Genomic DNA, 22,304 nt, shown 5'->3' on the forward strand with positions numbered 1-22,304 from the left:
GTGATGTATTGCTTCAAAACCATTCATTTGAAGAATGAGTGCGACTCACCTACATCCATCACCATAAACGATGCAATGAACCGAAATCATCAAGAAAGTGGATATCAGATATGGATCGCGCCCTCTCCCTCCCGCTCATCTCCTCCCTCGCCAGCTTCTCCCTGATCGCCATGGCGATGCATATGCACAGCGTATGGCAGCAGCGTCAGCGCCTCGCCGCCCTCGACGACGCGCGGCTTGACGATCTGGGCATCTCTGCAAAGCAGGCCCATCGCGAAGCGTCCCGCCCGCTCTGGGATTACTGATCCCAGATTTCCGGCGGCAGATCAGCACCCAGCCAGCCTTCGGCCAGCGGGGTGTAGATCGGCCCGGATTTGGTCAGATCAGATTGATACAGCACCACCTCATCGGCCCATTCCGGGCCGATTTTCGTATGTGCATGGTCCGCGATCCAGCGATTGAGGTTGGGCGACACCGGGCCGGGCGTGCGCCGCAATAGCGTGACATGCGGCGTGAAGCGGCGGCGCGGGACGGTGGTGCCTGCCATCTCCGCGATGCGTTTTACCTTCCCGGCGAGTGCGACCAATTCCCCCGCGGGCTGCACATGCAGGTGCAGGCTGCGCAGATCATCGCCAAATCCCCCCACACCATCGAGCGTGATCGGCACCGGCATCGCGTCGATCCGCTCCAGCATGTCGGCGATATCGGCGATCACATCGCCGCGTACCTCCCCCAGAAAGGCGAGGGTGATGTGCAAATCCTCCTCCGGCACCACCCGCCCATCCTCCAACCCATCCTGAAGGGCCGCGACCGGCTCTAACAGCGCGTCGGGCAAGGGCAGGGCGATGAACGCGCGCATCAGCGGGCGCGCTCCACCAGTTGCATCACCACGGGGCCAAGGGCGGCGACAATCTTGTCCACACCGTTGGCGTTGGGGTGGATGCCGTCCTCCTGCATGTCCTCGCGCAAGGCCTGCGCCTGATCGCCCTCTGTCAATGGGCCAAGGAAATTTTCGACGTAAAGCGCGTCATAGGTTTCGGCCAGTTCAGGGTACATCGCGTTGAAATCACGCTGGAAATCCGGCCCATAATTGCCGGGCGCGGGCAGGCCGATCAACAGCACCGGCAGGCCGCGCCCCGAAGCCTCTCTCAGGATGCCGTCGAGATTTGCGCGGCTTGCCGCCGGATCAATGCCGCGCAACAGGTCATTCCCGCCAAGCGCCACGATCATCGCATCGACCTCTGGCGTCAGCGTCCACCCGACCCGCGCCAGCCCGCCTGCGGTCGTGTCGCCCGAGACGCCCGCATTCATCACCGCCACATCCGCGCCCTGCGCGCGCAGCCATGCTTCCAGATTGGGGACAAACCCATCCTCCTGCGGCAGTCCGTAGCCTTGGGTCAAACTATCGCCAAGGGCAGCAAGAGTGATCGGTTCCGCGATTGCCTGCGTACCACTGAGTAACAGCGCCACGGTGGCAAGGTTGCGGATACCGCGCCGCGCCCCATATGCAAACCGACCGACCCCAGACAGGACACTCCCCATGACCGCGCCCGTTCTCACGCTCCAAGACACGAAACTGACGCTCGACGGCAATGCCGGGCGGGTGGATATCCTCCACGGCATCTCCCTTGAGGTGCCAAAGGGCGAAACACTGGGGCTGATCGGGCCAAGCGGGTCGGGCAAGTCATCTCTCCTTATGCTCATGGGCGGGCTTGAGCGCGCCACGGGTGGCAGTATCCACGCCCTCGGCCATGACCTGACGGCGATGAACGAGGACGCGCTGGCGCGCTTCCGCAGGGAGCATATGGGCATCGTGTTCCAATCCTTCCACCTTATTCCCACAATGACCGCGCTGGAAAATGTCGCAACCCCATTGGAACTGGCAGGCAAGCCCGATGCATTTGAGCGCGCGGAGGAGGAGTTGCGCGCCGTGGGGTTGGGTGCGCGGATGGATCACTATCCAAGTCAGATGTCGGGGGGGGAGCAGCAGCGCGTCGCCCTCGCCCGTGCGGCCGCGCCCCGGCCGGAGATTTTGCTCGCGGATGAGCCGACTGGCAACCTTGACGGGGCCACGGGGGAGGCGATCATGGATGTGCTGTTTGGCCTGCGGGACAAGCACGGCTCGACCCTGATCCTTGTGACCCATTCCCCGGAACTGGCCGCGCGCTGCGACCGCGTGGTGCGCCTGCGCGATGGTCGGGTGGACGCGGATGAAGCGCGGAGGGCTGCGGAATGAGTTTGTTAGATGGCTTTGACCTCGTGGAGGAGATCACGCCCGAACGCGGGCCAGATGGTGACATCGTACTCTATCACCCACACCTAGAGGCCAAGTTACAAGATAGGCCATTATTGCCTTATGGTGATGGCCCATTCTGTCGGTTTGGACTGATATCCTCGAAAGAACGGGCTGGCATTTACATCATCGCAGAAGACAACGTCCCGGTTTTTGTAGGGAGGACAAAGCGGACCCTTCGGGCAATCCTAGGTAATGGTGGCATCGGGAATATTTCCCCAGCGAGTTGCTATAAAGGGGGGAACCAGACGTATGTTCGCGTAAATGCAATGATCACAAAAGCGGTGCAGGAGCGGGCAAAAATCGAAGTGTATTTTAAGGCTGAAGCATTGCCAGACCGTGCATATGACATCCGCCAACGGATAATCTCGGTCATGTCTCCGAAGTGGAATATCCAATGAGTGCGGCCATCGCGGCCCGCATCGCCCGGCGTGAATTGCGCGGGGGGCTGAAGGGCTTTCGCATTTTCCTTGCTTGTATCGCGTTGGGGGTGGCTGCGATTGCCGCTGTCGGCTCCGTCCGTGTGGCCATTTCCGAAGGCTTGACCCGCGAAGGGGCCGCGATCCTCGGTGGCGATGCGGAGATGCAATTCACCTACCGTTTCGCGACCGAAGAGGAGCGCGCATGGATGGCCGCGACCGCGCTTGAGGTCTCGGAGATCGTGGATTTTCGGTCCATGGCGGTGGTGGATCGCGGCGATGTGGTTGAACGCGGACTGACGCAGGTCAAGGGTGTCGATAGCCTCTATCCGCTCTACGGCACCGTCACGCTCGACCCTGCGATCCCGTTGGAGGAAGCGCTGGCGACCCGCGATCTGCCGGGTGCGGTGATGCAACAGGTGTTGATGGACCGGATGGGCCTGTCCCCCGGCGACACGTTCCGCCTTGGCACGCAGGAATTTGAGCTGCGCGCGGCACTGGTGACGGAGCCGGATAGCGCGGGCGGCGGCTTTGGCCTTGGCCCCCGCACGATCGTGACGACCGAAGGGTTGAACGGCTCGGGCCTGATCACCACCGGAACCCTGTTTGAGACCGGATACCGGATGCGCCTGCCGGATGGTGCGGTGCTTGATGACGTCAAGGCGGAGGCGGAGGCGTTGTTCCGCGACAACGGCATGCGCTGGCGCGATAGCCGCAATGGCGCACCGGGTGTCGCCCGGTTCGTGGACCGGATCGGCGCGTTTCTGGTGCTTGTGGGGCTTGCCGGATTGGCCGTTGGTGGCGTCGGCGTATCGGCAGCCGTGCGCGCCTATCTTGACGGAAAGATGCATGTGATCGCGACGCTCAAGACGCTGGGTGCGGAGGGGCGCACGATTTTTCTGGTGTATTTCTTCCAGATCGGGGTGCTGACCGTGATCGGGGTGACGCTGGGCCTGATGCTGGGCGCGATCCTGCCTCTGCTTTTTGCCCCCTTGATCGAAGCGCGCCTGCCCATTCCGGCGGCGTTTGGCGTGCATCCCGGCCCGTTGGCAGAAGCGGGGCTTTATGGTGTTCTGACGGCACTCATTTTCACCCTTTGGCCACTGGCGAGGACCGAAGAAGTCCGCGCCGCTGCCCTGTTCCGGGATGTGACCGGCGGGGCGAAGGGGTTGCCGCGCGGCATCTACCTCATCGCGCTGGGCGTGCTCGCTGCGATGCTGATCGGTGGGGCGGCGTGGCTTTCCGGCATCCCCACACTCGCGCTGATCAGTGCGGGCGGCATCGTGGGGGCGCTTGGGCTGTTGATGCTGTCCGCGTTCCTTGTGCGCCGGATCAGCCGCCGCCTGTCGCGGGCCAAGGCCGTGCGCGGCAAGACCGCGCTGCGCCTGGCGCTTGGCTCTGTTGGTGGTCCGGGCGGGGAGGCGACGAGCGTTGTGCTGTCTCTTGGCCTTGGCCTGACGGTGCTGGCGGCAGTGGGGCAGATCGATTCGAACCTGCGCAATTCTATCGCGAATGAATTGCCCGAGGTCGCGCCGTCCTACTTTTTCATCGACATCCAGAATGACCAGTTGCCCGGTTTCCTTGAGCGAGCAGAGGGCGATCCGCTGGTCAATCAGGTGGATACCGCGCCGATGCTGCGCGGCATCATCACCCGGATCAATGGCCAGCCGGCGCGCGAGGTGGCGGGCGATCATTGGACCCTGCGTGGTGACCGGGGGGTCACTTATTCCACCGCGCCGCGCGATGGGGCGATCATCACGCAAGGTGAATGGTGGGCGGAGGATTACGCCGGGCCGCCCGTCGTCAGCTTCGCGGAAGAAGAGGCGCTGGAACTGGGCCTGACCCTTGGCGATAAGATTACGGTCAACATCCTTGGCCGCGACATCACGGCGGAGATCGTGAATTTTCAGGTCATCGACTTCTCCAACGCGGGCATCAACTTCATCATGACGCTGAACCCTGCCGCGCTGGCGGGCGCACCCCATACCCATATCGCCACCGTCTATGCCGAGGAGGCGGCGGAGGCGCCACTTTTGCGTGATTTGGCAACCTCTTATCCCAATATCACCGCCGTGCGGGTGCGCGATGCGATTGCTCGGGTGGCCGATGCGCTGGCGGGGCTTGCGGCGGCCACGTCCTATGGCGCGGCGGCCACGCTGGTGACCGGATTTGTCGTGCTGATCGGGGCGGCGGCTGCGGGGGAGCGGGCGCGGGTGTTTGAGGCGGCGGTGCTCAAAACGCTGGGGGCTGCGCGCGGGCGTATCCTTCTGAGCTTCGCGCTGCGCTCCGCGATACTGGGAGCAGCGGCAGGGATTGTCGCGATTTTCGCCGGGGCGCTGGCGGGATGGGGTGTGATGACCTTCGTGATGGAGGCGACCTACCGGTTCGAGCCTGTCTCCGCGATTGCCATCGTCATCGGCGGCGCGCTTGCCACGCTGATCGCGGGCCTGAGTTTCGCGCTGCGCCCCCTGAGCATCCGCCCTGCGGGTATCTTGCGGGCGCAGGACTGATCAGGATAGGAAATTCCTATCATCCACGATGTGGGAACGACAGTATTGCGCCTTGAACGGACGGCGGCGCGACACGATATTAGGCGATGAGTGGCACAGCTGCGTGCCGCACGGATTTATTAACAGGGGAACACGGTCAAATGGCTGAACTCTATACCTCAACGCGCACCGGCTCTGGCGTCAGCGCCGAGATTGATGCCGGCCTGCGCTCACATATGAACAAGATCTACGCCACCATGTCGATCGGCATGGTGATCACGGGTCTTGTCGCTTGGGCTTTGTCCGGGCTGACGGTCACGTCTGATCCGAGCCAGGCACAGGGCATGATCCGTGAGGGTCTGTATCTCAACTCGCTGGGCATGGCGCTGTACGCCTCCCCGCTGCGCTGGGTTGTGATGCTTGCACCGCTTGCGTTCGTGTTCGGCCTGTCGGCGGCGATCAACCGTCTGTCCGCGCCGATGGCACAATTGCTGTTCTATGTTTTCGCGGCTGTGATGGGTGCCTCCTTGAGCTCCATCTTCCTCGTCTACACCAGCATGAGCATCGCGCAGATCTTCTTTGCGACGTCGATCATGTTCGCGTCCATGTCGATCTATGGCTACACCACGAAGAAGAACCTCTCCGGCTGGGGCAGCTTCCTGATGATGGGTGTGATCGGTATCGTCGTGGCGTCGATCATCAACCTGTTCTTGCAGAGCGGCCCGCTGATGATGGCGATCTCCGCGATTGGTGTTCTGCTGTTCGCAGCGCTGACCGCCTATGACACGCAGCGGCTGAAGTCCGAGTATCTGCACTTCGCGACCCAGCCGGGCGGTGCAGCATGGCTTGAGAAATCCGCCATCCTTGGTGCGCTCAGCCTCTACATTAACTTCATCAACATGTTCGTCATGTTGCTGCAACTCTTCGGCTCCCGCGAGTAATCGCTGTGCCAGAGAGACGGGATCAGGCCGGGGGAAACCCCGGCCTTTTTCGTTTCACCGGGGCTGATCGCCCTTGAGGATCAGGCTTTTGGGCAGATGCCGGTCAATCTCCGCCATCACATCGGCGGGAAGTGGGCCATGGGCCAAGGCACCCGCGCTGTCGGTGATCTGCTCCACCGTGCGCGCGCCGGGAACAGGGATGTTGTGCGCATCCTTGGCCCAGAGCCAGCACAAGGCCCCCTGCGTGAGGCTGCGCCCCGCGGTGGTCAGCAGATCGCGTGCGGCGTCCAATGCGGCAAGGAATTCCGGCTTTGGCTGACCGTCCTCGAAATAATCCGTGCGCACCTGCCCGGATTTGCGGATGTCATTTGCCGTGATCGGATTGCGGCTCGAATAGCGGCCAGTCAGCATCCCCATGCCCAAGGGGGAGCGGATAAGACGGTAGAGGTCATGCTCCGCTGTCACCGCCTGAATGGCGTCCGCGTCGATCAGCATGTTGCGGGCGAATTCCACGGTGCTAAAGCCGGGCCGGGCGGCCATCGCTTCCACATTCCTGACCATGTCGGTGCTCCAGCCGTAGCTGGCGATCAGGCCCCGCTCCCGCGCGATCTCCATCTGCTCGAACAGGGGCAGCGCCTCCGCCGGGGGCAGGGCGTTGAGGTGCAAGAGCATCACGTCGATCTGATCCCGCTCCAGCCGCCGCAGGCAGGCCTCGATCTGGGGGAGGATCATGTCGGGGGTGGCTGGTGTCCCGATCTCCAGCCGCTTGGTCGTCTCGTTGATCGGGATGCCGACCTTGCTGACGATCACGACATCATCCCGCCCCCTGAGCGCCTGTGCGAGCAACCTGTCGGCATGGCCCGCGCCATAAGCCGCCGCCGTGTCGAACAGCCGGATGCCCGCATCAAGTGCCGCGTGGATCGTGCGGATCGAGGTTGCGTCATCCGTGCCGGAATAGCCGATGGGCGTGTCCCCATCATACATCTCCCCACCGATGGGCCAGCAGCCCATGCCAAGGGGTGCGATATCCTTACCTAGAAAATCCATGGTCATGCTCCTGTGTCCAATTGGATGGCGACAAAGGAAGCACGGATCGGTTGCGTCTGAAATGAAACAGAATGTAAACTGCGTTTCATGAATGAAATGAACTTTGACTGGGACGATCTGCGCCTGTTCGTGGCCGTGGCCCGCGCCGGGGGGCTGAGTGCGGCGGCGCGGGCCACGGGCAAAAGTGCGCCCACCCTTGGCCGCCGGATGGTCATGATTGAGCGGCGCATGGGCCGCGATCTGTTCCGCCGCCTGCCGCGCGGCTATGCGCTGACGGCGGAGGGCGAGGCGTTTCTTGCGCAATGCCTTGAGGTGGAAGCGCGGGTTGAGGCAATGACGGCGGGGGCCTCCGCGCCTGCGCTCGTGAAACTCTCTGCTGGGACATGGATCAGCCATGTGCTTGCCCAACATGCCGCTGAGTTGATCGGGCGCGAACGGATCGCGCTGCGATTCATCACCGCGAATGAGCGGCTTGATATCGCGCGGCGTGAGGCGGTGATCGGTATCCGCAACAGCCGCCCGACGGAAGCGGGCCTTGCCGGGCGGCGGGTCGGGCGGGTGCGGTTTGCAGTCTATGCCACCGATCCGGGGGTCACCCGCTGGGCCAGTGTCGTGGGCGACACGCCCTCTGCCCGTTGGACCAGAGCGCAGATCGGGGAGGAGGAGGTGATTGAGGTGACGACAGGGCGTCTTGCGCTGGATCTGGCGCTTGCCGGTACGGCGCGCGTGACCCTGCCGACCTTCATCGGGCGGGACACGCCCCTGATCCCCCTGACCGCCCCGATCCCGGAACTGGACCATGACGAATGGCTTGTCAGCCACCATGAGGACAGGTTCCTGCCGGAGGTCCGCCGCACGATTGACCGCATCCACACGATCCTAACGCGGCTCCATGCGCAATAAAAAACGGCGGAGCGTGATGCTCCGCCGTCTAAGGCATCACCCCGTTGATGGGGTGCATGTGGCTCAGATCACTTGATCTTGCCTTCCTTGTATTCAACGTGCTTGCGCGCGACCGGGTCATATTTCCGCACGACCATTTTCTCGGTCATGGTGCGGGCGTTTTTGGTGGTCACATAGAAATGCCCGGTTCCTTCGGTGGAATTCAGGCGGATTTTGATGGTGGCTGGCTTCGCCATGGTATCCGTCTCCCAACCGGGCATCTGCCCGCTAACAACAACAGGGCGCGCTCAGGCACACCCGAAATTCAGATGCCGTTACCTACACGAGCGTGGGGTGGTGTCAAGTGTTTCAGGGGCGATGCTGCCGGGAAGTTTGGTTCCTGACCTGCCGGGCTAGAGCATATGGAAATGCGACCGGCCATCTTCATGATAGAAAAACGGCACACCGTCCCTGTTTCGCCCGCTCAGGCGCGCCTCCACTTCGGACAACACGACCTCGGTGATGAAGGGCAGCGCCAGATCGCGTGCCTCCCGCAGCCCGATCCAATGGAGATGGGACAACTCATCGCTTGCCGCGGAAAAATCATCCGGGTCGCCGTCCAACTCATCCGCATGAATGAGGAAGAATCGCGCGTCGAACCGGCGTGGTCGCCCCGGCGGTGTCACCGCGCGAAACACGAAATCCAGCCGGTCGAGTGCGGGCAAAAGACCCCGCGCCGCGAAACTTTCCCATCCCTCCGGCACCCTACCGTCAAGCGTACCGGGGGAGCCGAGGGCAAGGCCCGCTTCTTCCCACAATTCCCGAATCGCCGCCAGCGCCAGCGCCTCGGCCTCGCCCTCATCGGCTTGGGCCGACAGAGCCTGTGCCACGTCAGGGCGCAGCGGGGTGGCGACGGTCATCGCGCGGTCCGTTGGGTCCAGCGCGCCGCCCGGAAAGACATATTTTGACGGCATGAACACGGCCTTTGCGCCGCGCATCCCCATCAGCACACGCGGCCCCTCAGCCCCGTCACGCAACAGGATGACGCTGGCCGCGTCACGAATGGGAACGTCTTTGAACTCTGTCATGGCACCTCCGCCTGGACGGTTAAGGTGCACCGGGGTCGCGCGCGCGTCTAGTCAGCTTTGATCATGGCCAAAGCCATGCATCCGCTTGGCCCATTGAAAGCCCACGAACATGCCCTTGATCCGGGGCAAAAGGTACAGCGACAGCGTGACAAACACGATCGACAGCCCGATCCCCATGATCCAGCCTTCGGGCCGCCATGTCTCATAGGTGAACATCATCACCGGGGCCATCAGATGCCCCGCGATCAGCATGGTGGCCCAAGCAGGACCGTCATCGGCGCGGTGATGGTGCAACTCCGTGGCGCAAACGGGGCAAGTGCGCCGCACCGTCAGATAGCCACGCATCATCGGCCCGCTGCCGCAGGACGGGCATTTCCGTTTCCACCCGCGCAGAAGGGACTGGTTCACGTCCCGCTCTTCGTCGGTATGGGGCTGATGATATGCAACTGTGTCTTTCATAGAATGGAAGATAGGCCATCTTTGCCTCGCCCGCAGTGAGACAACCTGCCTTGCGTCGGGATGTCGCGTGCAAGGCGCGCTTTCCTTCGCTCTTGCCCTGCATGCCAAAGCATGCCACACCCTGCGCATGACGATTTGTTGCATCATCCCCACCATTATTATCCGCTGACACGCGTCGCGGGGGTTTGCTGCACGGTCTTTCATGGATACGCATCCTCCGCCCGCCGGAGAGCCGACCATGACCACGATCCATCTTTATAACCAGATGTCCAAGCGCAAGGAGCCGCTGGCTCCGCTCGACCCGTCGAATGTGCGGATGTATGTCTGTGGACCGACCGTTTATGACCGGGCGCATATCGGCAACGCGCGCCCGGTGACCGTGTTTGACACGCTCTATCGGCTGTTGCGCCATGTGTATGGCGCGGATCACGTCGCCTATGCGCGCAACATCACGGATGTAGATGACAAGATCAACGCGCGCGCCGCAGAATCCGGCCGCACCATCGCTGAGATCACGGAGGAGACGACCGCCTGGTATCTCGACGATATGGGCACGCTCGGCAATCTTGAGCCGGACCACATGCCGCGCGCGACCGCCTATATCCCGCAGATGATCGCGATGATCGAAGGGCTGGTCGCGGATGGTCATGCCTATGCGGCAGAGGGGCATGTGCTGTTCGCGGTGGACAGCTACGCGGACTATGGCCGCCTGTCGCGTCGGTCGCTCGACGATATGCGCGCAGGGGCGCGGGTCGAGGTCGCGCCCTATAAGCGCAACCCGATGGATTTCGTGCTCTGGAAACCGTCCGGACCTGCGCTGCCGGGGTGGGACAGCCCATGGGGCCGGGGCCGCCCCGGCTGGCATATCGAATGCTCGGCCATGGCAGCGGACCTGTTCGGCCCGAGCTTTGACATTCATGGCGGCGGGATCGACCTGCAATTCCCGCACCACGAGAACGAAATCGCGCAAAGCTGCTGCGCGCATCCGGGGGAGGGGTTCGCCACGATCTGGATGCATAACGAGATGTTGCAGGTCGAGGGCAAGAAGATGTCCAAGAGCCTGGGCAATTTCTTCACCGTGCGCGATTTGCTGGATAAGGGCGTGCCGGGGGAGGTGATCCGGTTTGTGTTGCTCTCCACCCATTACCGCAGCCCGATGGACTGGACGGAGAAGAAGGCGAACGAGGCCGCAAACTGCCTGCGCAAATGGCGGGAGATCACTGCCGGGGCAAAGCCGGGTGAGGTGGCCCAGCCCGTGCTGGATGCGTTGTCGGATGACCTGAACACCGCAGGCGCGATTGCCGAATTGCACAAGCTTGCCGGGGCGGGTGATGGCGCGGGGCTTTTGGCCTCCGCGCGCCTGATGGGGCTGTTGTCGGAGGATATGGGCGGCTGGCTCGATGCCGGTATCGACCTCACTGCCTATGCGGATCGGCTTGCCGCCGCGCGCGCCGCTGCGATGGAGAGCAAGGATTTCAGCGAGGTGGATCGTCTTAAACGGGCCTATCTTGATGCGGGGCTCGAAGTGCGGATGAGCAAGGCGGGGGTCGATCTGGTCCCCGGTCCGGGCTTTGACGCGGGCAAGCTGGAGGGGCTACTATGACCGTTCGGCTATATGGGACAGAGGCCAGCGCCCGGCCCGGCGGGGAGGGCGTGAAGTGCCCGCCCCGTGGGGGGCGGCACGGGCGCTGGCCGGTGTGCATGCACACCGGCAGGAGGGTCGGCCAATGACCCGAGAACGCCTCTACCTTTACGACACCACCCTGCGCGACGGGCAGCAAACGCAAGGCGTGGCCTTCTCCACCGCGGAAAAGCAGCGCATCGCGGCAGCCCTTGATGCGCTTGGCATCGACCATGTGGAGGGCGGCTGGCCCGGGGCGAACCCGACCGATAGCGAGTTTTTCAACGCAGCGCCCAGCCTGACACGCGCGACCCTCACGGCCTTTGGCATGACCAAACGCGCGGGCCGGTCGGCGGCGAATGACGATGTGCTCGCGGCGGTGGTCAACGCGGGCACGTCGTCCGTCTGCCTTGTCGGAAAAACCCATGATTTTCATGTGACCGAGGCCCTCGGCATCCCGCTTGACGACAACCGCGACAATATCGCCGACAGCATCGCGCATCTGGTCGCCCAGGGCCGGGAGGCGCTGTTCGATGCGGAGCATTTCTTTGATGGCTACCGCGCGAACCCGACCTATGCGATGGATTGCCTGCGCGCCGCGCTCGATGCTGGCGCGCGCTGGATCGTGCTGTGTGACACCAATGGCGGCACGCTGCCTGCCGAAGTGGGCCGCATCACGGCTGAGGTGATTGCGGCGGGCATCCCCGGCGACCGGCTTGGCATCCATACCCATGACGACACTGGCAATGCCGTCGCTTGCACGCTTGCCGCCGTGGACGCAGGCGCGCGCCAGATACAGGGCACGCTCAATGGGCTGGGGGAGCGATGCGGCAACGCCAACCTTGTGACCCTGATCCCCACCTTGCTGCTGAAAGCGCCCTATAAGGATCGGTTTGAGATTGGGGTGAAGGCGGACGACCTGTCCGATCTGACCCGGATCAGCCGTATGCTTGACGATATCCTGAACCGCATTCCGGATGCCCATGCGCCCTATGTGGGCGCGTCGGCTTTCGCGCATAAGGCGGGGCTTCACGCGTCGGCCATCCTCAAGAACCCCACCACCTATGAGCATGTGCCGCCCGAAATGGTCGGCAATGCGCGCATCGTGCCGATGTCCAATCAGGCGGGCCAATCGAACCTGCGTCGCCGTCTGGCAGAGGCGGGCATCGAGGTGGCGCAGGGCGACCCGCGCCTTGCCCGCATCCTTGAAGAGGTGAAAGCGCGGGAGGATCGCGGCTATGCCTATGACAGTGCGGCCGCGTCCTTTGAGCTGATCGCCCGCGACGTGCTGGGCCAGCGGCCGCAATTCTTCAGCGTCGAACGCTACCGCGTGACGGTCGAAAAGCGCCGCAATGCGCGGGATGAGCGGATCACGGTGTCCGAAGCGGTCGTCGTGGTCGATGTGGCCGGGGAGCGCAAAATCTCCGCCGCTGACAGCTTTTATGGGGATAGCGAGGCCGATCAGGGCCCGGTCCATGCGCTGAGTGCCGCGCTGCGCCATGACCTTGGCAAATATGCTGATGTGATTGCCGATATGCGGCTGGTGGATTTCAAGGTGCGCATCACCGGCGGCGGGACAGAGGCCGTGACCCGCGTGCTGATCGACAGCGCCGACGGGCAGGGCCGCCGCTGGTCCACCGTGGGCGTGAGCGCCAACATCGTCGATGCGTCCTTTCAGGCGCTGGTCGATGCGATCAACTGGAAGCTGTTGCGGGATGTGAGCCCAGAGTGACCCAGCCTTCCGACGCCATTTTCACGCTCCATAGCGGCCTGTTGCGGGAGGCACCCGGATCGGATGCCTCGACCCTTCGGGCGCTTGGGCTGACGGGCCTTGGCGGGGAGGTGACGGTGGCGGATATGGGCGCAGGACCGGGGGCGGCGACGCTCCTTCTGGCCCGCGCGCTGCCCGGCGCATGGATCACGGCTGTGGACACGCATGAACCCTATCTCGATACGATCATCTCGCGCGCGGCGGCGGCGGGGCTGATCTCCCGCATTGGGACGCTGGAACAGGATATGGTGGGGCCGGGCTTCATGGATGGCTCGCTTGACCTGATCTGGTGCGAGGGGGCGGTCTATTTCGTCGGATTGGAGCGCGCCTTGCGCCATTGGCGCCCGCTGCTGCGGCCCGGCGGGCGGATCGTGTTCTCCGAAGTGATCTGGCTTGGCCCGGACAGGCCTAAGGACGCGGAACTGTTCTGGATGGAATATCCCGATATGACCGACCGGGCTGGTGTGATCCGCCGCATTGAGGCTGCTGGATGCCGCCTGATTTCGGATTTCGTGCAGCCCGAAAGCGACTGGCGCGCCTATCTCGGCCCGCTTGGCACCCGTGCGGCGGAACTGCGCCCCGGTGCCGATGAAACCCTGCGCGCGGTCCTTGACGGCGCGGTGCAGGAGGCCGAGTTGTTTGAGCGGCATGGCGACAGCTACGGCTATGCCTTCTTTATCGTGGAGGCGGCATCATGAGTTGGCAGGATTGCGCGGCTCTTGTGGAGCAGGGCGACCCGGATCGCTTCATGTCCGCGATGGCGGCCCCGCCTGCGGGCCGCGCGATGCTGTTTCCGCTCTATGCCTTCAACCTTGAACTGGCCAAGGCCCCTTGGGTCACGTCAGAGCCGCAACTGGCCGAGATCCGCCTGCAATGGTGGCGCGACGCAATCGCTGAAATCTATGAGGGCCGCCCGCCCCGGCGGCATGAGGTCGTCACACCATTGGCAGAGGTCATCACCGCCCGCGCCCTGCCGCGCAACCTCTTTGACGCGATGATCGACGCGCGCGGTTTTGACATCTATGACGCGCCGCATATGGGGCGCGCGGGCTTTGACGCTTATATCACCGCGACGGCGGGCAATCTGATGCAGCTTGCGGTGCTGTCCTTGGGTGGGGATGCGGCGGCTCGCAAGGCGGCAGGAGAGTTCGGCTATGGCTGCGGGGTTGGGGTGCTGTTATCGGCCTTGCCAGCGCTGTACGCATCCGGGCGCAACCCAATACCGGTGGCGGGCGATCTTGACCGCAACGCCCTCATCGAAGGCCGGATGCCGGAACCGTTGGCCAGTGCCATCAAACCGATTGCGGCGGATGCCCGCGCGCGCATCGCGCAGGCCCGCAAATCGAGCCTTCCCGGCGCTGTGACACCGGCTCTGCTCCATGGATGGCGGATCGAGCCTGTCCTGAACCGCGCGGTCACTGACCCCGCGAGCCTTCTGACCGACCCGCCGGTGCAATCAGAATTCGCCCGCCGCTTCGGCTTTCTCTGGCGCAGCATGATGGGCCGCTGGTGACACCTTTGCGTTTCTTTTTTCCCTAAATACCTCCCGCCGGAGGCATAAAAAGTCGCACCTATTCCGCAGGCGCGAATTTCGGCTTTTGCAGGACGAACCACAGCAACGTGCCCCCGGCCAGTATCAGGAACGGCACCATCGCATAATTCACCGCCGTCCAGCCCAGCACCGGATCGCCCGCGCCGACACCATTCATCAACCCACCGGAACTGAACGACGCGACGGCCACCAGTCCGAACACCAGAAAATCATTCAGCCCTTGCACTTTTGAGCGTTCCTCCGGCGCGTGGGAGGCTGTCAGCAATGCGGTCGCCCCGATGAACCCAAAATTCCAGCCAAAGCCAAGCAGGATCAGCGCAAGGTAGAAATTCATCAAATCGACCCCTGCCAGCGCCACCAGCCCCGCCCCAAACAGGATCGTGAGACCAATCGCGATGATCCGCTCGACCCCGAACCGCGCGATCAGATGCCCGGTGAAAAAGCTTGGCGCAAACATCGCCAGAACGTGGAATTGCACGACCCGCGCTGCACTGTCGGTCGTGAACCCGCAGCCGACCACGGCAAGCGGGGCCGAGGTCATCATCAGGTTCATCAGCGCATAGGCCACCATCGCGCAGATCATGGCCGTCAGCACCGCAGGCGTGCGCAGAATCCGCTTCAGGGGCCGCCCGGTGGAAGCGCCTTTCTCCCGTTTGGGGGGACGGGGCAGGTCCAACCCGAGGATGATGAACACCCCCACCACATTCACAAGCGCCGCCGCCGCATAGCCGCCCGCAAACTGGAACGGCACGATGGCATCCCCAAACCAGATCACCAGTTGCGGCCCGACAATCGCGGAGGCAAGGCCCCCGGCCATCACCCAACTTATCGCCTTGGGTCGGAAATCATCGCTTGCCGTGTCCGTCGCGGCAAAACGGTAGAAGCCTTGCGCGGCCATATACACACCGGTCAGCGCGTGGCCGACGCACAGCAACAGGAAACTGCCGCTCACAATCGCATAGGCCGACAGGGCCGCGCCCACACCCCCGCCCAAAAGCCCGATCATAAAGCCGGTCTTGCGCCCATATTTGCCCATCACACCCGAAATCACGGGTGCCGTGAAGGCCGAGACAAGCACGATCATCGAAATCGGCAGGGTCGCGAGGATCGGGTTCCCGGCGAGCATCTGCCCCGCAAGCCCCCCCATGACAAAAGCCATGGGCATCTGTGCGCCCATGATGCCCTGAGCCGCAACGAGGAACCAGACGTTCCGCCGCGCGCGCCGGTCGTCAATATATGAGGGGAGTGTATCAGTCATGGCCACATCAATGGCACCAGTCTGAATGTTCGGCAATGGTGATCGTGCCTGCGGAATGATACAATTTTGTGATGGTTTTCATCACGGCACCTCCCACCGAATGGTGGATAACCCGGCAAACCGGGCGAACCGGTCCAGTTCACCATCCAGTTTCGTCCGCCGGTTTGTGCTCCATTTTACCTTTGGTTCGGGCCAGAGGTTGAGCACATGAAGCTGCCCCGTCTTGCGATCCGCCTTGGCCTCCAGCCGCCCGACAAACCGATCCCCCTCCAACAGGGGATAGACGTAATAGCCGTATTTGCGCTTGTCGGCAGGCACGAAAATCTCGTTGCGATAGTCAAATCCAAACAGCCGCGCCAGCCGGTTGCGATCTCGAATGACCGGGTCGAACGGGTTGAGAATGCGCAATCGGCTTGATGCGGGTTTGAGCTTGGCAATCCGTGCCTCGATATCGGGATAGGCAACCACATCCTGCCATGTCCCGTCCGTCCATTCGATTTGCGCGGGGACAAGTGCGGTGTGGGCAGTCACCCATCCCTTCGCCTCGCTGGCGTCCATCGCGTCCCAAAACCGCTGGATATCGCCGCTGGTGCCAAAGCCGATCCGGGACAATGCCGCGTCACAGAGCCAGTTGAGCTGCTCTGCATCTGGCACCTCCATGGCGCGCAGATGCGCGGGAAACACCCGTTCAGCAAGGTCGTACACCTTGGTAAATCCATCGCGATGGCAGGTCGCCAATTCGCCCGAATACCACATGTAATCGAGGGCGAGCTTATGTGGCGGGCGGGCCCACATCTCCCCTTTGCGGGCATGTTCACTGTCAAAGGCGTGGGTGGAGAGCGGCCCCTCCTGCGCGATCCGGTCCTTGATCCGCCGCCGCTCCTCCGGCCCGGCCATGCTTTGCCACCACGCTGAGCGTTCGATCCGCTCCCGCCGCCGCCGGAACTGGCGCTGCCACATCGGCAACAGGCTCATCGGCAGGACGGACGCATCATGGGTGAAATGCTCGAACACCTCCCGCTTTGGGCGCATCAGGCGGTCGAGCATTGGCGCGCGATAGGATTGCATCCGGCTCCACAGGATATGGTGATGCGCCCGCGCGATGTTCTGGATGCTGTCAAGCTGGACCATCCCCAGATCGGTGATCAGACCCGACAGATCGGTCACACCCACCGGTGCCGCGCTCAGATGCTGGGCGGAGAGCCAGAGGTTGCGCGCGGTCTTATTCGGGATTTTCAGGGGGGTCATTTAAGGCTCGTTCTTGCTTTGTCCCGCCACCATGGGCCAATCCGGCCAACCTGACCACCCGAAAGATGCGATATGGTGATAGGAAATACCTAAGCGAAACACTCAGGGTTGACGTACCTGACTAATTGAGTAAGTCTTTCGTCTGAGCCATCCCCACCGGGGACAAGCCAAGATCTGCCACCCCCTGATAAAGGGAGCGACCGATGATACAGACACCGACGCGCGCGGCCCATCCCGCCCAACCGACCGCTGAGGAGCGGCGGATCGCGCAGCTTGAGCTTGCCCAAATCCTTCAGGATGCGGGGCTTTGGAACGGACCCTCGCTTGAGGTTCTGATGGACCGGTTTGAACGGCGGGAGGGATATACATCATGAACGCCCTGTGCAAACCCACGCCCGCCCGCGATGAGGCGCACCCGTCCCTGCCGATGCATGACGCGCGCCAGTTGACCGGCGAAAGTGGCCTCGCCCTGATCAAGCTTGATGACCAAATCTACACCCTGCGGATCACCCGCGCGGGCAAACTCATCCTGACCAAATAACATCCCTCAGCCAGCTGCAGTCAGCCAAGGAACGCACCATGTCGAAAATCCCATCGCCCTGCATTGGCGTGTGCAAATACCGGCGTGCGGGTCACTGTATCGCCTGTTCGATGACCAAGCCGCAAAAGTCCCTCTTCAAGACATTGAAGAAAGACAAACACCGCCGCGCATTCGTGGAGATGCTGGCCAAGCAGCAGGCCCAGATGGGCAAATTCACGGCGTGGCTTCCCGCCTATCTCAAGCGTTGTGCGAAAAAGGGTGTGAAGCCGCCTGTGAGCGGGTAGGGTCGGTTGCACGGATCACCGGGCTTTTTTGCAGAAAAGAGACCAGCGCGATCTAGGGCTGCCGCGTTCAGAAATCGAGCGGCGCGTTTTCCTTGATCTCTTTGAGAACGAAGAACGTTCTGATCTGCCGCACGCCCGGTAAGGCGATGAGCATCTTGTTGTGCATCGTGTTGAAGTCGGTCATGTCCTTGACCCGGATTTTGAGCAGATAATCGAAATCCCCAGCGACAAGGTGACAATCAAGCAGCTCTTTCGTATCCGACACCGCCTCCTCAAACGCGGCGAAGCTTTCGGGGGTGGAGCGGTCCAGCACGACCCCTACCATCACCAGCGTGCCGCGATTGACCGAAGCGGGGTTCACCTTCCCATGTACGGCGGTGATATGGCCATTGTCGAACAGCGCCTGCGTGCGGCGATGACAGGTCGCCGGGCTGACATTCACCGCCTTGGCCAATTCCGCATTGGTCAGACGGCCATCGGCCTGAAGGTGGCGCAGGATGTTTTTGTCGATTCGGTCCATGAGGGATGAAGGATTCTTTCAGAAAGGCGGGTATTGGCTCGTAATCTGCGAATATAATGGCCCCATCATCCGTCAAGTTATAAGCATTCACGCATTATTTTGAAAGCACCTTTCGCCTCTCTCTTGCTACGCTTTTCTCGTTAGCAAATCAGGAGATGCCCCATGTCGCTGCTCGCCCCGTTTGATCGTTACCCCCTCACCTTCGGCAAGACCGTCATTGAACATCTGCCACGATTGACAGACGCCATCGGGGCCGATGTCGAGTTTTATGCCAAACGGGAGGATTGCAATTCCGGCCTCGCCTTTGGGGGGAACAAGCTGCGCAAGCTTGAATATATCGTGCCCGACGCGATTGCGAGTGGTGCGGACACGCTCGTCTCCATCGGTGGGGTGCAATCGAACCATACCCGCATGGTGGCGGCGACCGCGGCGAAGATCGGCATGAAATGCGTGGTCATTCAGGAAAAATGGGTGCCGCATTACGATGCGGTTTATGACCGGGTGGGCAATATCCTGATGACCCGCCTGATGGGGGCAGATAGCCGCCTTGTGGAGGACGGGTTCGATATCGGCATTCGCAAAAGCTGGGAGGATGCGATCCAGTCGGTCAAGGATGCGGGGGGCAAGCCCTATCCGATCCCGGCGGGCGCATCCGTTCACAAATATGGCGCGCTGGGCTATGTCGGCTTTGCCGAAGAAGTGGCCGAGCAGGAGGCCGAGTTGAGCGTCACATTCGACTATATCGTCGTGTGCGTGGTCACCGGCTCAACCCAAGGCGGGATGATCGTGGGCTTTGCCGCGCAGGACCGGGCCGACCGGGTGATTGGCATCGACGCTTCCGGCACTTTGGATCAGACCCGCGCGCAGGTCCGCGGCATCGTGGACAACACCGCAGAGCTTGTCGGACTGGGCCGCAAGGTTCGCGAAGATGAAATCCATATCAATCCAGACTATGCCTATCCGGCCTATGGCGTGCCATCCGAGGAAACCAATGATGCCATCCGCCTCGCGGCCAAGACGGAAGCGATGATGACCGATCCGGTCTATGAAGGGAAATCCATGCAAGGGATGATTGACCTCGCCAGAAAGGGCTTTTTCCCGAAAGGCTCAAAGGTGCTCTATGCCCATCTGGGCGGTGCACCAGCGTTGAACGGCTATAGCTATTATTACAAGGATGGCTGATCTGTCAGGCGGATGTGGACGGATAGGGGCTAGACCGGCTCGGAGTATTTGTCGAGCGGCGTGGTCAGCTTGATGAATTGCATGAATTGCCGTGCAAGCTGGGATGGCGGGCGGCCGGAGGGCAGCACGAAACTGGTGTTATAGAAAATCGCGGCATCAAAGGGGCGCACCTCGATCCCGTCCAGCCCGGAGGTCAATAGCGGAAATGGGTTGATCAGGGTCACGCCCAGCCCCTGCCGCACCAGTTCCAGCGCGGCCATGTTCGTTGCTGTTTCGGCCACCTGTTTCGGATGCACGCCCGCGCGGGCGAATAGCTGTTCGGTGATCGCCCGCGTCCCGAGCCGCCGGAGAAATTCGATGAGGGCCACGCCTTCCAGATCATGGGGCGTGATGACCTCCTTTTCCGACAGCGGATGACCGGTCGGCATCGCACACACGACCTGACTGCGCCGCCATGGCACCAGATGGACACCCGACCGCTGGATCATGCCGCTTGTCAGGCCAAGGTCGTAGCGAAGCTCCAGAATACCCGACACCAGCACATCCGTTGCCTGAATATCGAGTTGCAACTGCTTACCCGGGTTTTCCTTCAGAAACCGCGCGACCCGCGAAATGACAAAGTGATGCGCCAGCGTCGGCGGCACGATCAGGCGCAGCGGTTCGGCATCGGGGGTCACCCATTCGGCACCTTCGATATCCGCGAGCGTCTCGAAAATCGGATCCAGCTTGTCATTGAGCCGCAGTGCCTCTGCCGTTGGTTCGATCCGCCCTGATCTGCGCAGAAAAAGGAGGCGCCCCACCCGCGCCTCCAGCTGGGACAGGGACCGGCTGACGGCGGATTGCGAAATGCCAAGGCGGCGCGCGGCCCCGATCGTCGTGCCCGTCACAACCACCGCCCGCAAACACTCGAATTCACGCAAACGATGCCGATGTTCGACCATGGGACGCTCCCCTGAGGCTGGCCGCTGCTGCAAAGCGGCTGGATTGATCTATGCAGAAGTGCATAGCATTGAGTATTGGCAATGATTTTTGCGGTAGCTAGCCTTTTTTCAGTGCGAGGGGCCGAACGGAGATTCGATCCCTCAAAGCGCCAATTGAACAGGGAGTTCATTCGATGAGGAAACTCACTACCGCGACAGCCGTCGCACTTGGCATTCTGGCCTTAGGCGCAGGTGCCGCATCCGCAGAGAAATTGACCATCGGTCTCGCGTCAGAGCCGACATCTCTTGATCCGCATTTCCACAACCTTGGCCCGAACAACGCGATGTCGGTCCATATGTTCGACCGGCTTATTGCGCAGGACGAACGGCAGCGCCTGTCCCCCGGTCTTGCCGTCTCATGGGAGCCGATTGACGATCTGACATGGGAATTCAAACTGCGCGAGGGCGTGAAATTCCATGATGGCAGCGATTTCACCGCTGATGACGTGATCTGCACCATGGCGCGCGCGCCCGAAGTGCCGAACTCGCCCTCAGGCTATGGCACCTATCTCAAGGGTAAGGAAGTCATCAAGGTGGATGACTACACCGTGCATTTCCGCACCGCAGAACCTTATCCGCTGATGGGCAACGATATCTCCACCATCCCGGTGATTTCCGAGCTTGGCTGCAATTCTACCACGGAAGATTTCAACGCAGGCACCGCCGCGATTGGAACCGGGCCCTTCAAATTCCAGAGCTACACGCCGGGCGAAAGCATCGTGCTTGTGCGCAATGACGACTATTGGGGCGAAGCGCCGATCTGGTCCGAAGTCGAATTCCGGCCAATCACCTCCGGGCCGAGCCGTGTTGCCTCGCTTCTGGCAGGTGACGTGGACATGATTTCGGGTGTGCCGACGACCGATATCGAAACCCTGAGTGGCAATGACGATATCCAGTTGAGCCAAGGCGTGTCCAACCGGGTCATCTACCTCCATCTGGACCAATTCCGCGAGAATTCGCCCTATGTCCGTGCAAATGGCGGTGGTGAGATCGTAAACCCGCTGCTTGACGTGCGCGTGCGCAAGGCGATCAGCATGGCCATCAACCGCGACGCGATTGTCGAGCGTGTGATGGAAGGCGTCGCGCGGCCCGCCGGGCAGCTTTTGCCGGATGGGTTCTTTGGCGTGTCCGACAATCTGGAGGTCGTGGCCTATGATCCGCAGGGCGCACGGGCGCTGCTGACCGAAGCCGGGTATCCCGATGGCTTTGAGTTGACGATCCACGGACCGAATGACCGCTATATCAACGATGCCAAAATCGCGGAAGCGATTGCGCAGATGCTGACCCGTGTCGGGATCAAGACGGCGGTGGAGACCATGCCCCGCTCGGTGTATTTCGGGCGCGCATCGACCGGCAGCCCCGAAGGTCTGCCTGAGTTCAGCTTCATCCTCGTGGGTTGGGGGGCTGGCTCTGGTGAGGCGTCCTCGCCGCTCAAGTCGCTGATCGCGACCTATGATAAGGATGCGGGTTTTGGCTCCTCCAACCGGGGGCGGCATTCCGATCCTGAGACGGATGCGCTGATCCAACAGGCCCTGCGCACGGTCAATGACGCAGAGCGCGAGAGCCTTCTGGCGCAAGCGACCGAACGCGCCATCGAGAACGTGGCGATCATTCCGACCCATTTCCAGGTCAACACCTGGGCGGCACGGAAAGGTCTGAGCTATATCGCGCGCACCGACGAGTACACGCTCGCGATGGGCGTGGTGAAAGAGTAACCACACCTCCTCCG

The 22,304-nt window shown here is 62.2% G+C and carries 25 protein-coding genes; 15 read left to right on the top strand and 10 right to left on the bottom strand.

The window, feature by feature from the left end; translation table 11 throughout:
• Positions 1-110: 110 nt before the first annotated feature.
• A complete protein-coding gene (locus FHS89_RS07835; RefSeq protein ID WP_184010319.1) occupies positions 111-305 on the top strand; it encodes a DUF1127 domain-containing protein in 195 nt (64 codons plus the stop codon).
• Here FHS89_RS07835 and thpR read toward each other — a convergent pair.
• Both thpR and FHS89_RS07845 read right to left on the bottom strand, forming a co-directional pair.
• A complete protein-coding gene (thpR, locus tag FHS89_RS07840; RefSeq protein ID WP_184010322.1) occupies positions 299-859 on the bottom strand; it encodes an RNA 2',3'-cyclic phosphodiesterase in 561 nt (186 codons plus the stop codon). The genes FHS89_RS07835 and thpR overlap by 7 nt on opposite strands.
• Positions 859-1,542, bottom strand: coding sequence for an arylesterase (locus FHS89_RS07845; protein WP_184010325.1), 684 nt, complete (start codon positions 1,540-1,542; stop codon positions 859-861). Before FHS89_RS07845 ends, thpR begins: the two co-directional genes overlap by 1 nt.
• Between FHS89_RS07845 and FHS89_RS07850 the strand changes: the two genes are divergently transcribed.
• The 4 genes from FHS89_RS07850 (at position 1,541) to FHS89_RS07865 (ending at position 6,142) form a co-directional block, all read left to right on the top strand.
• Positions 1,541-2,236 carry an ABC transporter ATP-binding protein gene (locus FHS89_RS07850; RefSeq protein ID WP_184010328.1) on the top strand — a complete coding sequence of 232 codons (696 nt, stop codon included), beginning with the start codon at positions 1,541-1,543 and terminating at the stop codon, positions 2,234-2,236. The two genes, FHS89_RS07845 and FHS89_RS07850, sit on opposite strands and share 2 nt — an antisense overlap.
• The gene (locus FHS89_RS07855) at positions 2,233-2,694 is read left to right on the top strand and encodes a GIY-YIG nuclease family protein (RefSeq protein WP_184010331.1); all 462 of its coding nucleotides are present in this window, start codon (positions 2,233-2,235) and stop codon (positions 2,692-2,694) included. The genes FHS89_RS07850 and FHS89_RS07855 overlap by 4 nt, the downstream gene beginning before the upstream one ends.
• Positions 2,691-5,222: an ABC transporter permease gene (locus FHS89_RS07860; RefSeq protein ID WP_184010334.1), complete on the top strand. Its 2,532-nt coding sequence runs from the start codon at positions 2,691-2,693 to the stop codon at positions 5,220-5,222. The genes FHS89_RS07855 and FHS89_RS07860 overlap by 4 nt, the downstream gene beginning before the upstream one ends.
• Positions 5,223-5,362: 140 nt before the next feature.
• Positions 5,363-6,142: a Bax inhibitor-1/YccA family protein gene (locus FHS89_RS07865; protein ID WP_184010337.1), complete on the top strand. Its 780-nt coding sequence runs from the start codon at positions 5,363-5,365 to the stop codon at positions 6,140-6,142.
• Between the two features lie 54 nt (positions 6,143-6,196).
• Here FHS89_RS07865 and FHS89_RS07870 read toward each other — a convergent pair whose 3' ends face one another.
• Positions 6,197-7,189, bottom strand: a complete 993-nt coding sequence (locus FHS89_RS07870) for an aldo/keto reductase (protein ID WP_184010340.1) — start codon at positions 7,187-7,189, stop codon at positions 6,197-6,199.
• Between the two features lie 96 nt (positions 7,190-7,285).
• On the opposite strand from FHS89_RS07870, the gene FHS89_RS07875 reads away from it, so the two are divergent.
• Positions 7,286-8,092, top strand: a complete 807-nt coding sequence (locus tag FHS89_RS07875; RefSeq protein WP_246413673.1) for a LysR family transcriptional regulator — start codon at positions 7,286-7,288, stop codon at positions 8,090-8,092.
• Between the two features lie 68 nt (positions 8,093-8,160).
• On the opposite strand, the gene rpmG is transcribed toward FHS89_RS07875, so the two are convergent.
• The 3 genes from rpmG to FHS89_RS07890 all read right to left on the bottom strand — a co-directional run bounded on the left by rpmG (position 8,161) and on the right by FHS89_RS07890 (position 9,618).
• The gene (gene rpmG / locus FHS89_RS07880; RefSeq protein ID WP_184010346.1) at positions 8,161-8,328 is read right to left on the bottom strand and encodes a 50S ribosomal protein L33; all 168 of its coding nucleotides are present in this window, start codon (positions 8,326-8,328) and stop codon (positions 8,161-8,163) included.
• 156 nt (positions 8,329-8,484) lie between these two features.
• Positions 8,485-9,159: an NUDIX hydrolase gene (locus FHS89_RS07885; RefSeq protein WP_184010349.1), complete on the bottom strand. Its 675-nt coding sequence runs from the start codon at positions 9,157-9,159 to the stop codon at positions 8,485-8,487.
• Between the two features lie 51 nt (positions 9,160-9,210).
• Complete coding sequence (locus FHS89_RS07890) at positions 9,211-9,618, bottom strand: DUF983 domain-containing protein (RefSeq protein ID WP_184010352.1); 408 nt, start codon at positions 9,616-9,618, stop codon at positions 9,211-9,213.
• Positions 9,619-9,856: 238 nt separating this feature from the next.
• On the opposite strand from FHS89_RS07890, the gene cysS reads away from it, so the two are divergent.
• The 4 genes from cysS to FHS89_RS07910 all read left to right on the top strand — a co-directional run bounded on the left by cysS (position 9,857) and on the right by FHS89_RS07910 (position 14,523).
• The gene (gene cysS, locus FHS89_RS07895; protein WP_184010620.1) at positions 9,857-11,221 is read left to right on the top strand and encodes a cysteine--tRNA ligase; all 1,365 of its coding nucleotides are present in this window, start codon (positions 9,857-9,859) and stop codon (positions 11,219-11,221) included.
• A 124-nt stretch (positions 11,222-11,345) separates the two neighbouring features.
• On the top strand, positions 11,346-12,971 hold the full coding sequence (gene cimA, locus FHS89_RS07900) for a citramalate synthase (RefSeq protein ID WP_184010355.1): 1,626 nt from the start codon (positions 11,346-11,348) through the stop codon (positions 12,969-12,971).
• A complete protein-coding gene (locus tag FHS89_RS07905) occupies positions 12,968-13,708 on the top strand; it encodes a methyltransferase domain-containing protein (protein WP_184010358.1) in 741 nt (246 codons plus the stop codon). Before cimA ends, FHS89_RS07905 begins: the two co-directional genes overlap by 4 nt.
• On the top strand, positions 13,705-14,523 hold the full coding sequence (locus FHS89_RS07910) for a phytoene/squalene synthase family protein (RefSeq protein ID WP_184010361.1): 819 nt from the start codon (positions 13,705-13,707) through the stop codon (positions 14,521-14,523). The genes FHS89_RS07905 and FHS89_RS07910 overlap by 4 nt, the downstream gene beginning before the upstream one ends.
• 58 nt (positions 14,524-14,581) lie before the next feature.
• Here the strand turns inward: FHS89_RS07910 and FHS89_RS07915 are convergent, their stop codons facing one another.
• Together FHS89_RS07915 and FHS89_RS07920 are read right to left on the bottom strand one after the other, a co-directional pair.
• Positions 14,582-15,820: an MFS transporter gene (locus FHS89_RS07915; RefSeq protein ID WP_184010364.1), complete on the bottom strand. Its 1,239-nt coding sequence runs from the start codon at positions 15,818-15,820 to the stop codon at positions 14,582-14,584.
• Between the two features lie 81 nt (positions 15,821-15,901).
• Positions 15,902-17,068 (bottom strand): winged helix-turn-helix domain-containing protein, encoded by a 1,167-nt coding sequence (locus FHS89_RS07920; RefSeq protein ID WP_184010366.1) that lies wholly within the window; start codon positions 17,066-17,068, stop codon positions 15,902-15,904.
• Between the two features lie 203 nt (positions 17,069-17,271).
• Between FHS89_RS07920 and FHS89_RS07925 the strand changes: the two genes are divergently transcribed.
• The 3 genes from FHS89_RS07925 to FHS89_RS07935 are packed head-to-tail and all read left to right on the top strand — an operon-like array spanning position 17,272 to position 17,893.
• A complete protein-coding gene (locus FHS89_RS07925) occupies positions 17,272-17,442 on the top strand; it encodes a hypothetical protein (RefSeq protein ID WP_184010369.1) in 171 nt (56 codons plus the stop codon).
• The gene (gene hemP / locus FHS89_RS07930) at positions 17,439-17,609 is read left to right on the top strand and encodes a hemin uptake protein HemP (RefSeq protein ID WP_184010371.1); all 171 of its coding nucleotides are present in this window, start codon (positions 17,439-17,441) and stop codon (positions 17,607-17,609) included. The genes FHS89_RS07925 and hemP overlap by 4 nt, the downstream gene beginning before the upstream one ends.
• A 38-nt stretch (positions 17,610-17,647) precedes the next feature.
• The gene (locus FHS89_RS07935; protein WP_184010373.1) at positions 17,648-17,893 is read left to right on the top strand and encodes a DUF1289 domain-containing protein; all 246 of its coding nucleotides are present in this window, start codon (positions 17,648-17,650) and stop codon (positions 17,891-17,893) included.
• A 67-nt stretch (positions 17,894-17,960) separates the two neighbouring features.
• Here the strand turns inward: FHS89_RS07935 and FHS89_RS07940 are convergent, their stop codons facing one another.
• On the bottom strand, positions 17,961-18,413 hold the full coding sequence (locus tag FHS89_RS07940) for an Lrp/AsnC family transcriptional regulator (RefSeq protein ID WP_184010375.1): 453 nt from the start codon (positions 18,411-18,413) through the stop codon (positions 17,961-17,963).
• A 162-nt stretch (positions 18,414-18,575) separates the two neighbouring features.
• On the opposite strand from FHS89_RS07940, the gene FHS89_RS07945 reads away from it, so the two are divergent.
• On the top strand, positions 18,576-19,595 hold the full coding sequence (locus FHS89_RS07945) for a 1-aminocyclopropane-1-carboxylate deaminase (protein WP_184010377.1): 1,020 nt from the start codon (positions 18,576-18,578) through the stop codon (positions 19,593-19,595).
• A 29-nt stretch (positions 19,596-19,624) separates the two neighbouring features.
• On the opposite strand, the gene FHS89_RS07950 is transcribed toward FHS89_RS07945, so the two are convergent.
• Positions 19,625-20,536 (bottom strand): LysR family transcriptional regulator, encoded by a 912-nt coding sequence (locus tag FHS89_RS07950; protein ID WP_184010379.1) that lies wholly within the window; start codon positions 20,534-20,536, stop codon positions 19,625-19,627.
• A 173-nt stretch (positions 20,537-20,709) separates the two neighbouring features.
• Here FHS89_RS07950 and FHS89_RS07955 point away from each other — a divergent pair, with 173 nt between their 5' ends.
• Entirely contained in the window at positions 20,710-22,290 is a 1,581-nt protein-coding gene (locus tag FHS89_RS07955) for an ABC transporter substrate-binding protein (RefSeq protein WP_184010381.1), read from the top strand.
• The last annotated feature ends 14 nt before the right edge of the window (positions 22,291-22,304 follow it).

Origin of the sequence: Rubricella aquisinus (assembly GCF_014199445.1) — a bacterium.
Taxonomy (GTDB): domain Bacteria; phylum Pseudomonadota; class Alphaproteobacteria; order Rhodobacterales; family Rhodobacteraceae; genus Rubricella; species Rubricella aquisinus.

Bases quoted from the DNA above. Each gene is read 5' to 3' on its own strand.
- FHS89_RS07920 (WP_184010366.1), bottom strand. From the start codon at position 17,068: ATGACCCCCCTGAAAATCCCGAATAAGACCGCGCGCAACCTCTGGCTC.
- FHS89_RS07845 (WP_184010325.1), bottom strand. From the start codon at position 1,542: ATGGGGAGTGTCCTGTCTGGGGTCGGTCGGTTTGCATATGGGGCGCGG.
- FHS89_RS07910 (WP_184010361.1), top strand. From the start codon at position 13,705: ATGAGTTGGCAGGATTGCGCGGCTCTTGTGGAGCAGGGCGACCCGGAT.
- FHS89_RS07915 (WP_184010364.1), bottom strand. From the start codon at position 15,820: ATGACTGATACACTCCCCTCATATATTGACGACCGGCGCGCGCGGCGG.
- FHS89_RS07885 (WP_184010349.1), bottom strand. From the start codon at position 9,159: ATGACAGAGTTCAAAGACGTTCCCATTCGTGACGCGGCCAGCGTCATC.
- hemP (WP_184010371.1), top strand. From the start codon at position 17,439: ATGAACGCCCTGTGCAAACCCACGCCCGCCCGCGATGAGGCGCACCCG.
- rpmG (WP_184010346.1), bottom strand. From the start codon at position 8,328: ATGGCGAAGCCAGCCACCATCAAAATCCGCCTGAATTCCACCGAAGGA.
- FHS89_RS07870 (WP_184010340.1), bottom strand. From the start codon at position 7,189: ATGGATTTTCTAGGTAAGGATATCGCACCCCTTGGCATGGGCTGCTGG.
- FHS89_RS07950 (WP_184010379.1), bottom strand. From the start codon at position 20,536: ATGGTCGAACATCGGCATCGTTTGCGTGAATTCGAGTGTTTGCGGGCG.
- FHS89_RS07850 (WP_184010328.1), top strand. From the start codon at position 1,541: ATGACCGCGCCCGTTCTCACGCTCCAAGACACGAAACTGACGCTCGAC.
- cysS (WP_184010620.1), top strand. From the start codon at position 9,857: ATGACCACGATCCATCTTTATAACCAGATGTCCAAGCGCAAGGAGCCG.
- FHS89_RS07945 (WP_184010377.1), top strand. From the start codon at position 18,576: ATGTCGCTGCTCGCCCCGTTTGATCGTTACCCCCTCACCTTCGGCAAG.
- FHS89_RS07860 (WP_184010334.1), top strand. From the start codon at position 2,691: ATGAGTGCGGCCATCGCGGCCCGCATCGCCCGGCGTGAATTGCGCGGG.
- FHS89_RS07855 (WP_184010331.1), top strand. From the start codon at position 2,233: ATGAGTTTGTTAGATGGCTTTGACCTCGTGGAGGAGATCACGCCCGAA.
- FHS89_RS07925 (WP_184010369.1), top strand. From the start codon at position 17,272: ATGATACAGACACCGACGCGCGCGGCCCATCCCGCCCAACCGACCGCT.
- thpR (WP_184010322.1), bottom strand. From the start codon at position 859: ATGCGCGCGTTCATCGCCCTGCCCTTGCCCGACGCGCTGTTAGAGCCG.
- FHS89_RS07835 (WP_184010319.1), top strand. From the start codon at position 111: ATGGATCGCGCCCTCTCCCTCCCGCTCATCTCCTCCCTCGCCAGCTTC.
- FHS89_RS07865 (WP_184010337.1), top strand. From the start codon at position 5,363: ATGGCTGAACTCTATACCTCAACGCGCACCGGCTCTGGCGTCAGCGCC.
- cimA (WP_184010355.1), top strand. From the start codon at position 11,346: ATGACCCGAGAACGCCTCTACCTTTACGACACCACCCTGCGCGACGGG.
- FHS89_RS07935 (WP_184010373.1), top strand. From the start codon at position 17,648: ATGTCGAAAATCCCATCGCCCTGCATTGGCGTGTGCAAATACCGGCGT.
- FHS89_RS07875 (WP_246413673.1), top strand. From the start codon at position 7,286: ATGAACTTTGACTGGGACGATCTGCGCCTGTTCGTGGCCGTGGCCCGC.
- FHS89_RS07890 (WP_184010352.1), bottom strand. From the start codon at position 9,618: ATGAAAGACACAGTTGCATATCATCAGCCCCATACCGACGAAGAGCGG.
- FHS89_RS07955 (WP_184010381.1), top strand. From the start codon at position 20,710: ATGAGGAAACTCACTACCGCGACAGCCGTCGCACTTGGCATTCTGGCC.
- FHS89_RS07940 (WP_184010375.1), bottom strand. From the start codon at position 18,413: ATGGACCGAATCGACAAAAACATCCTGCGCCACCTTCAGGCCGATGGC.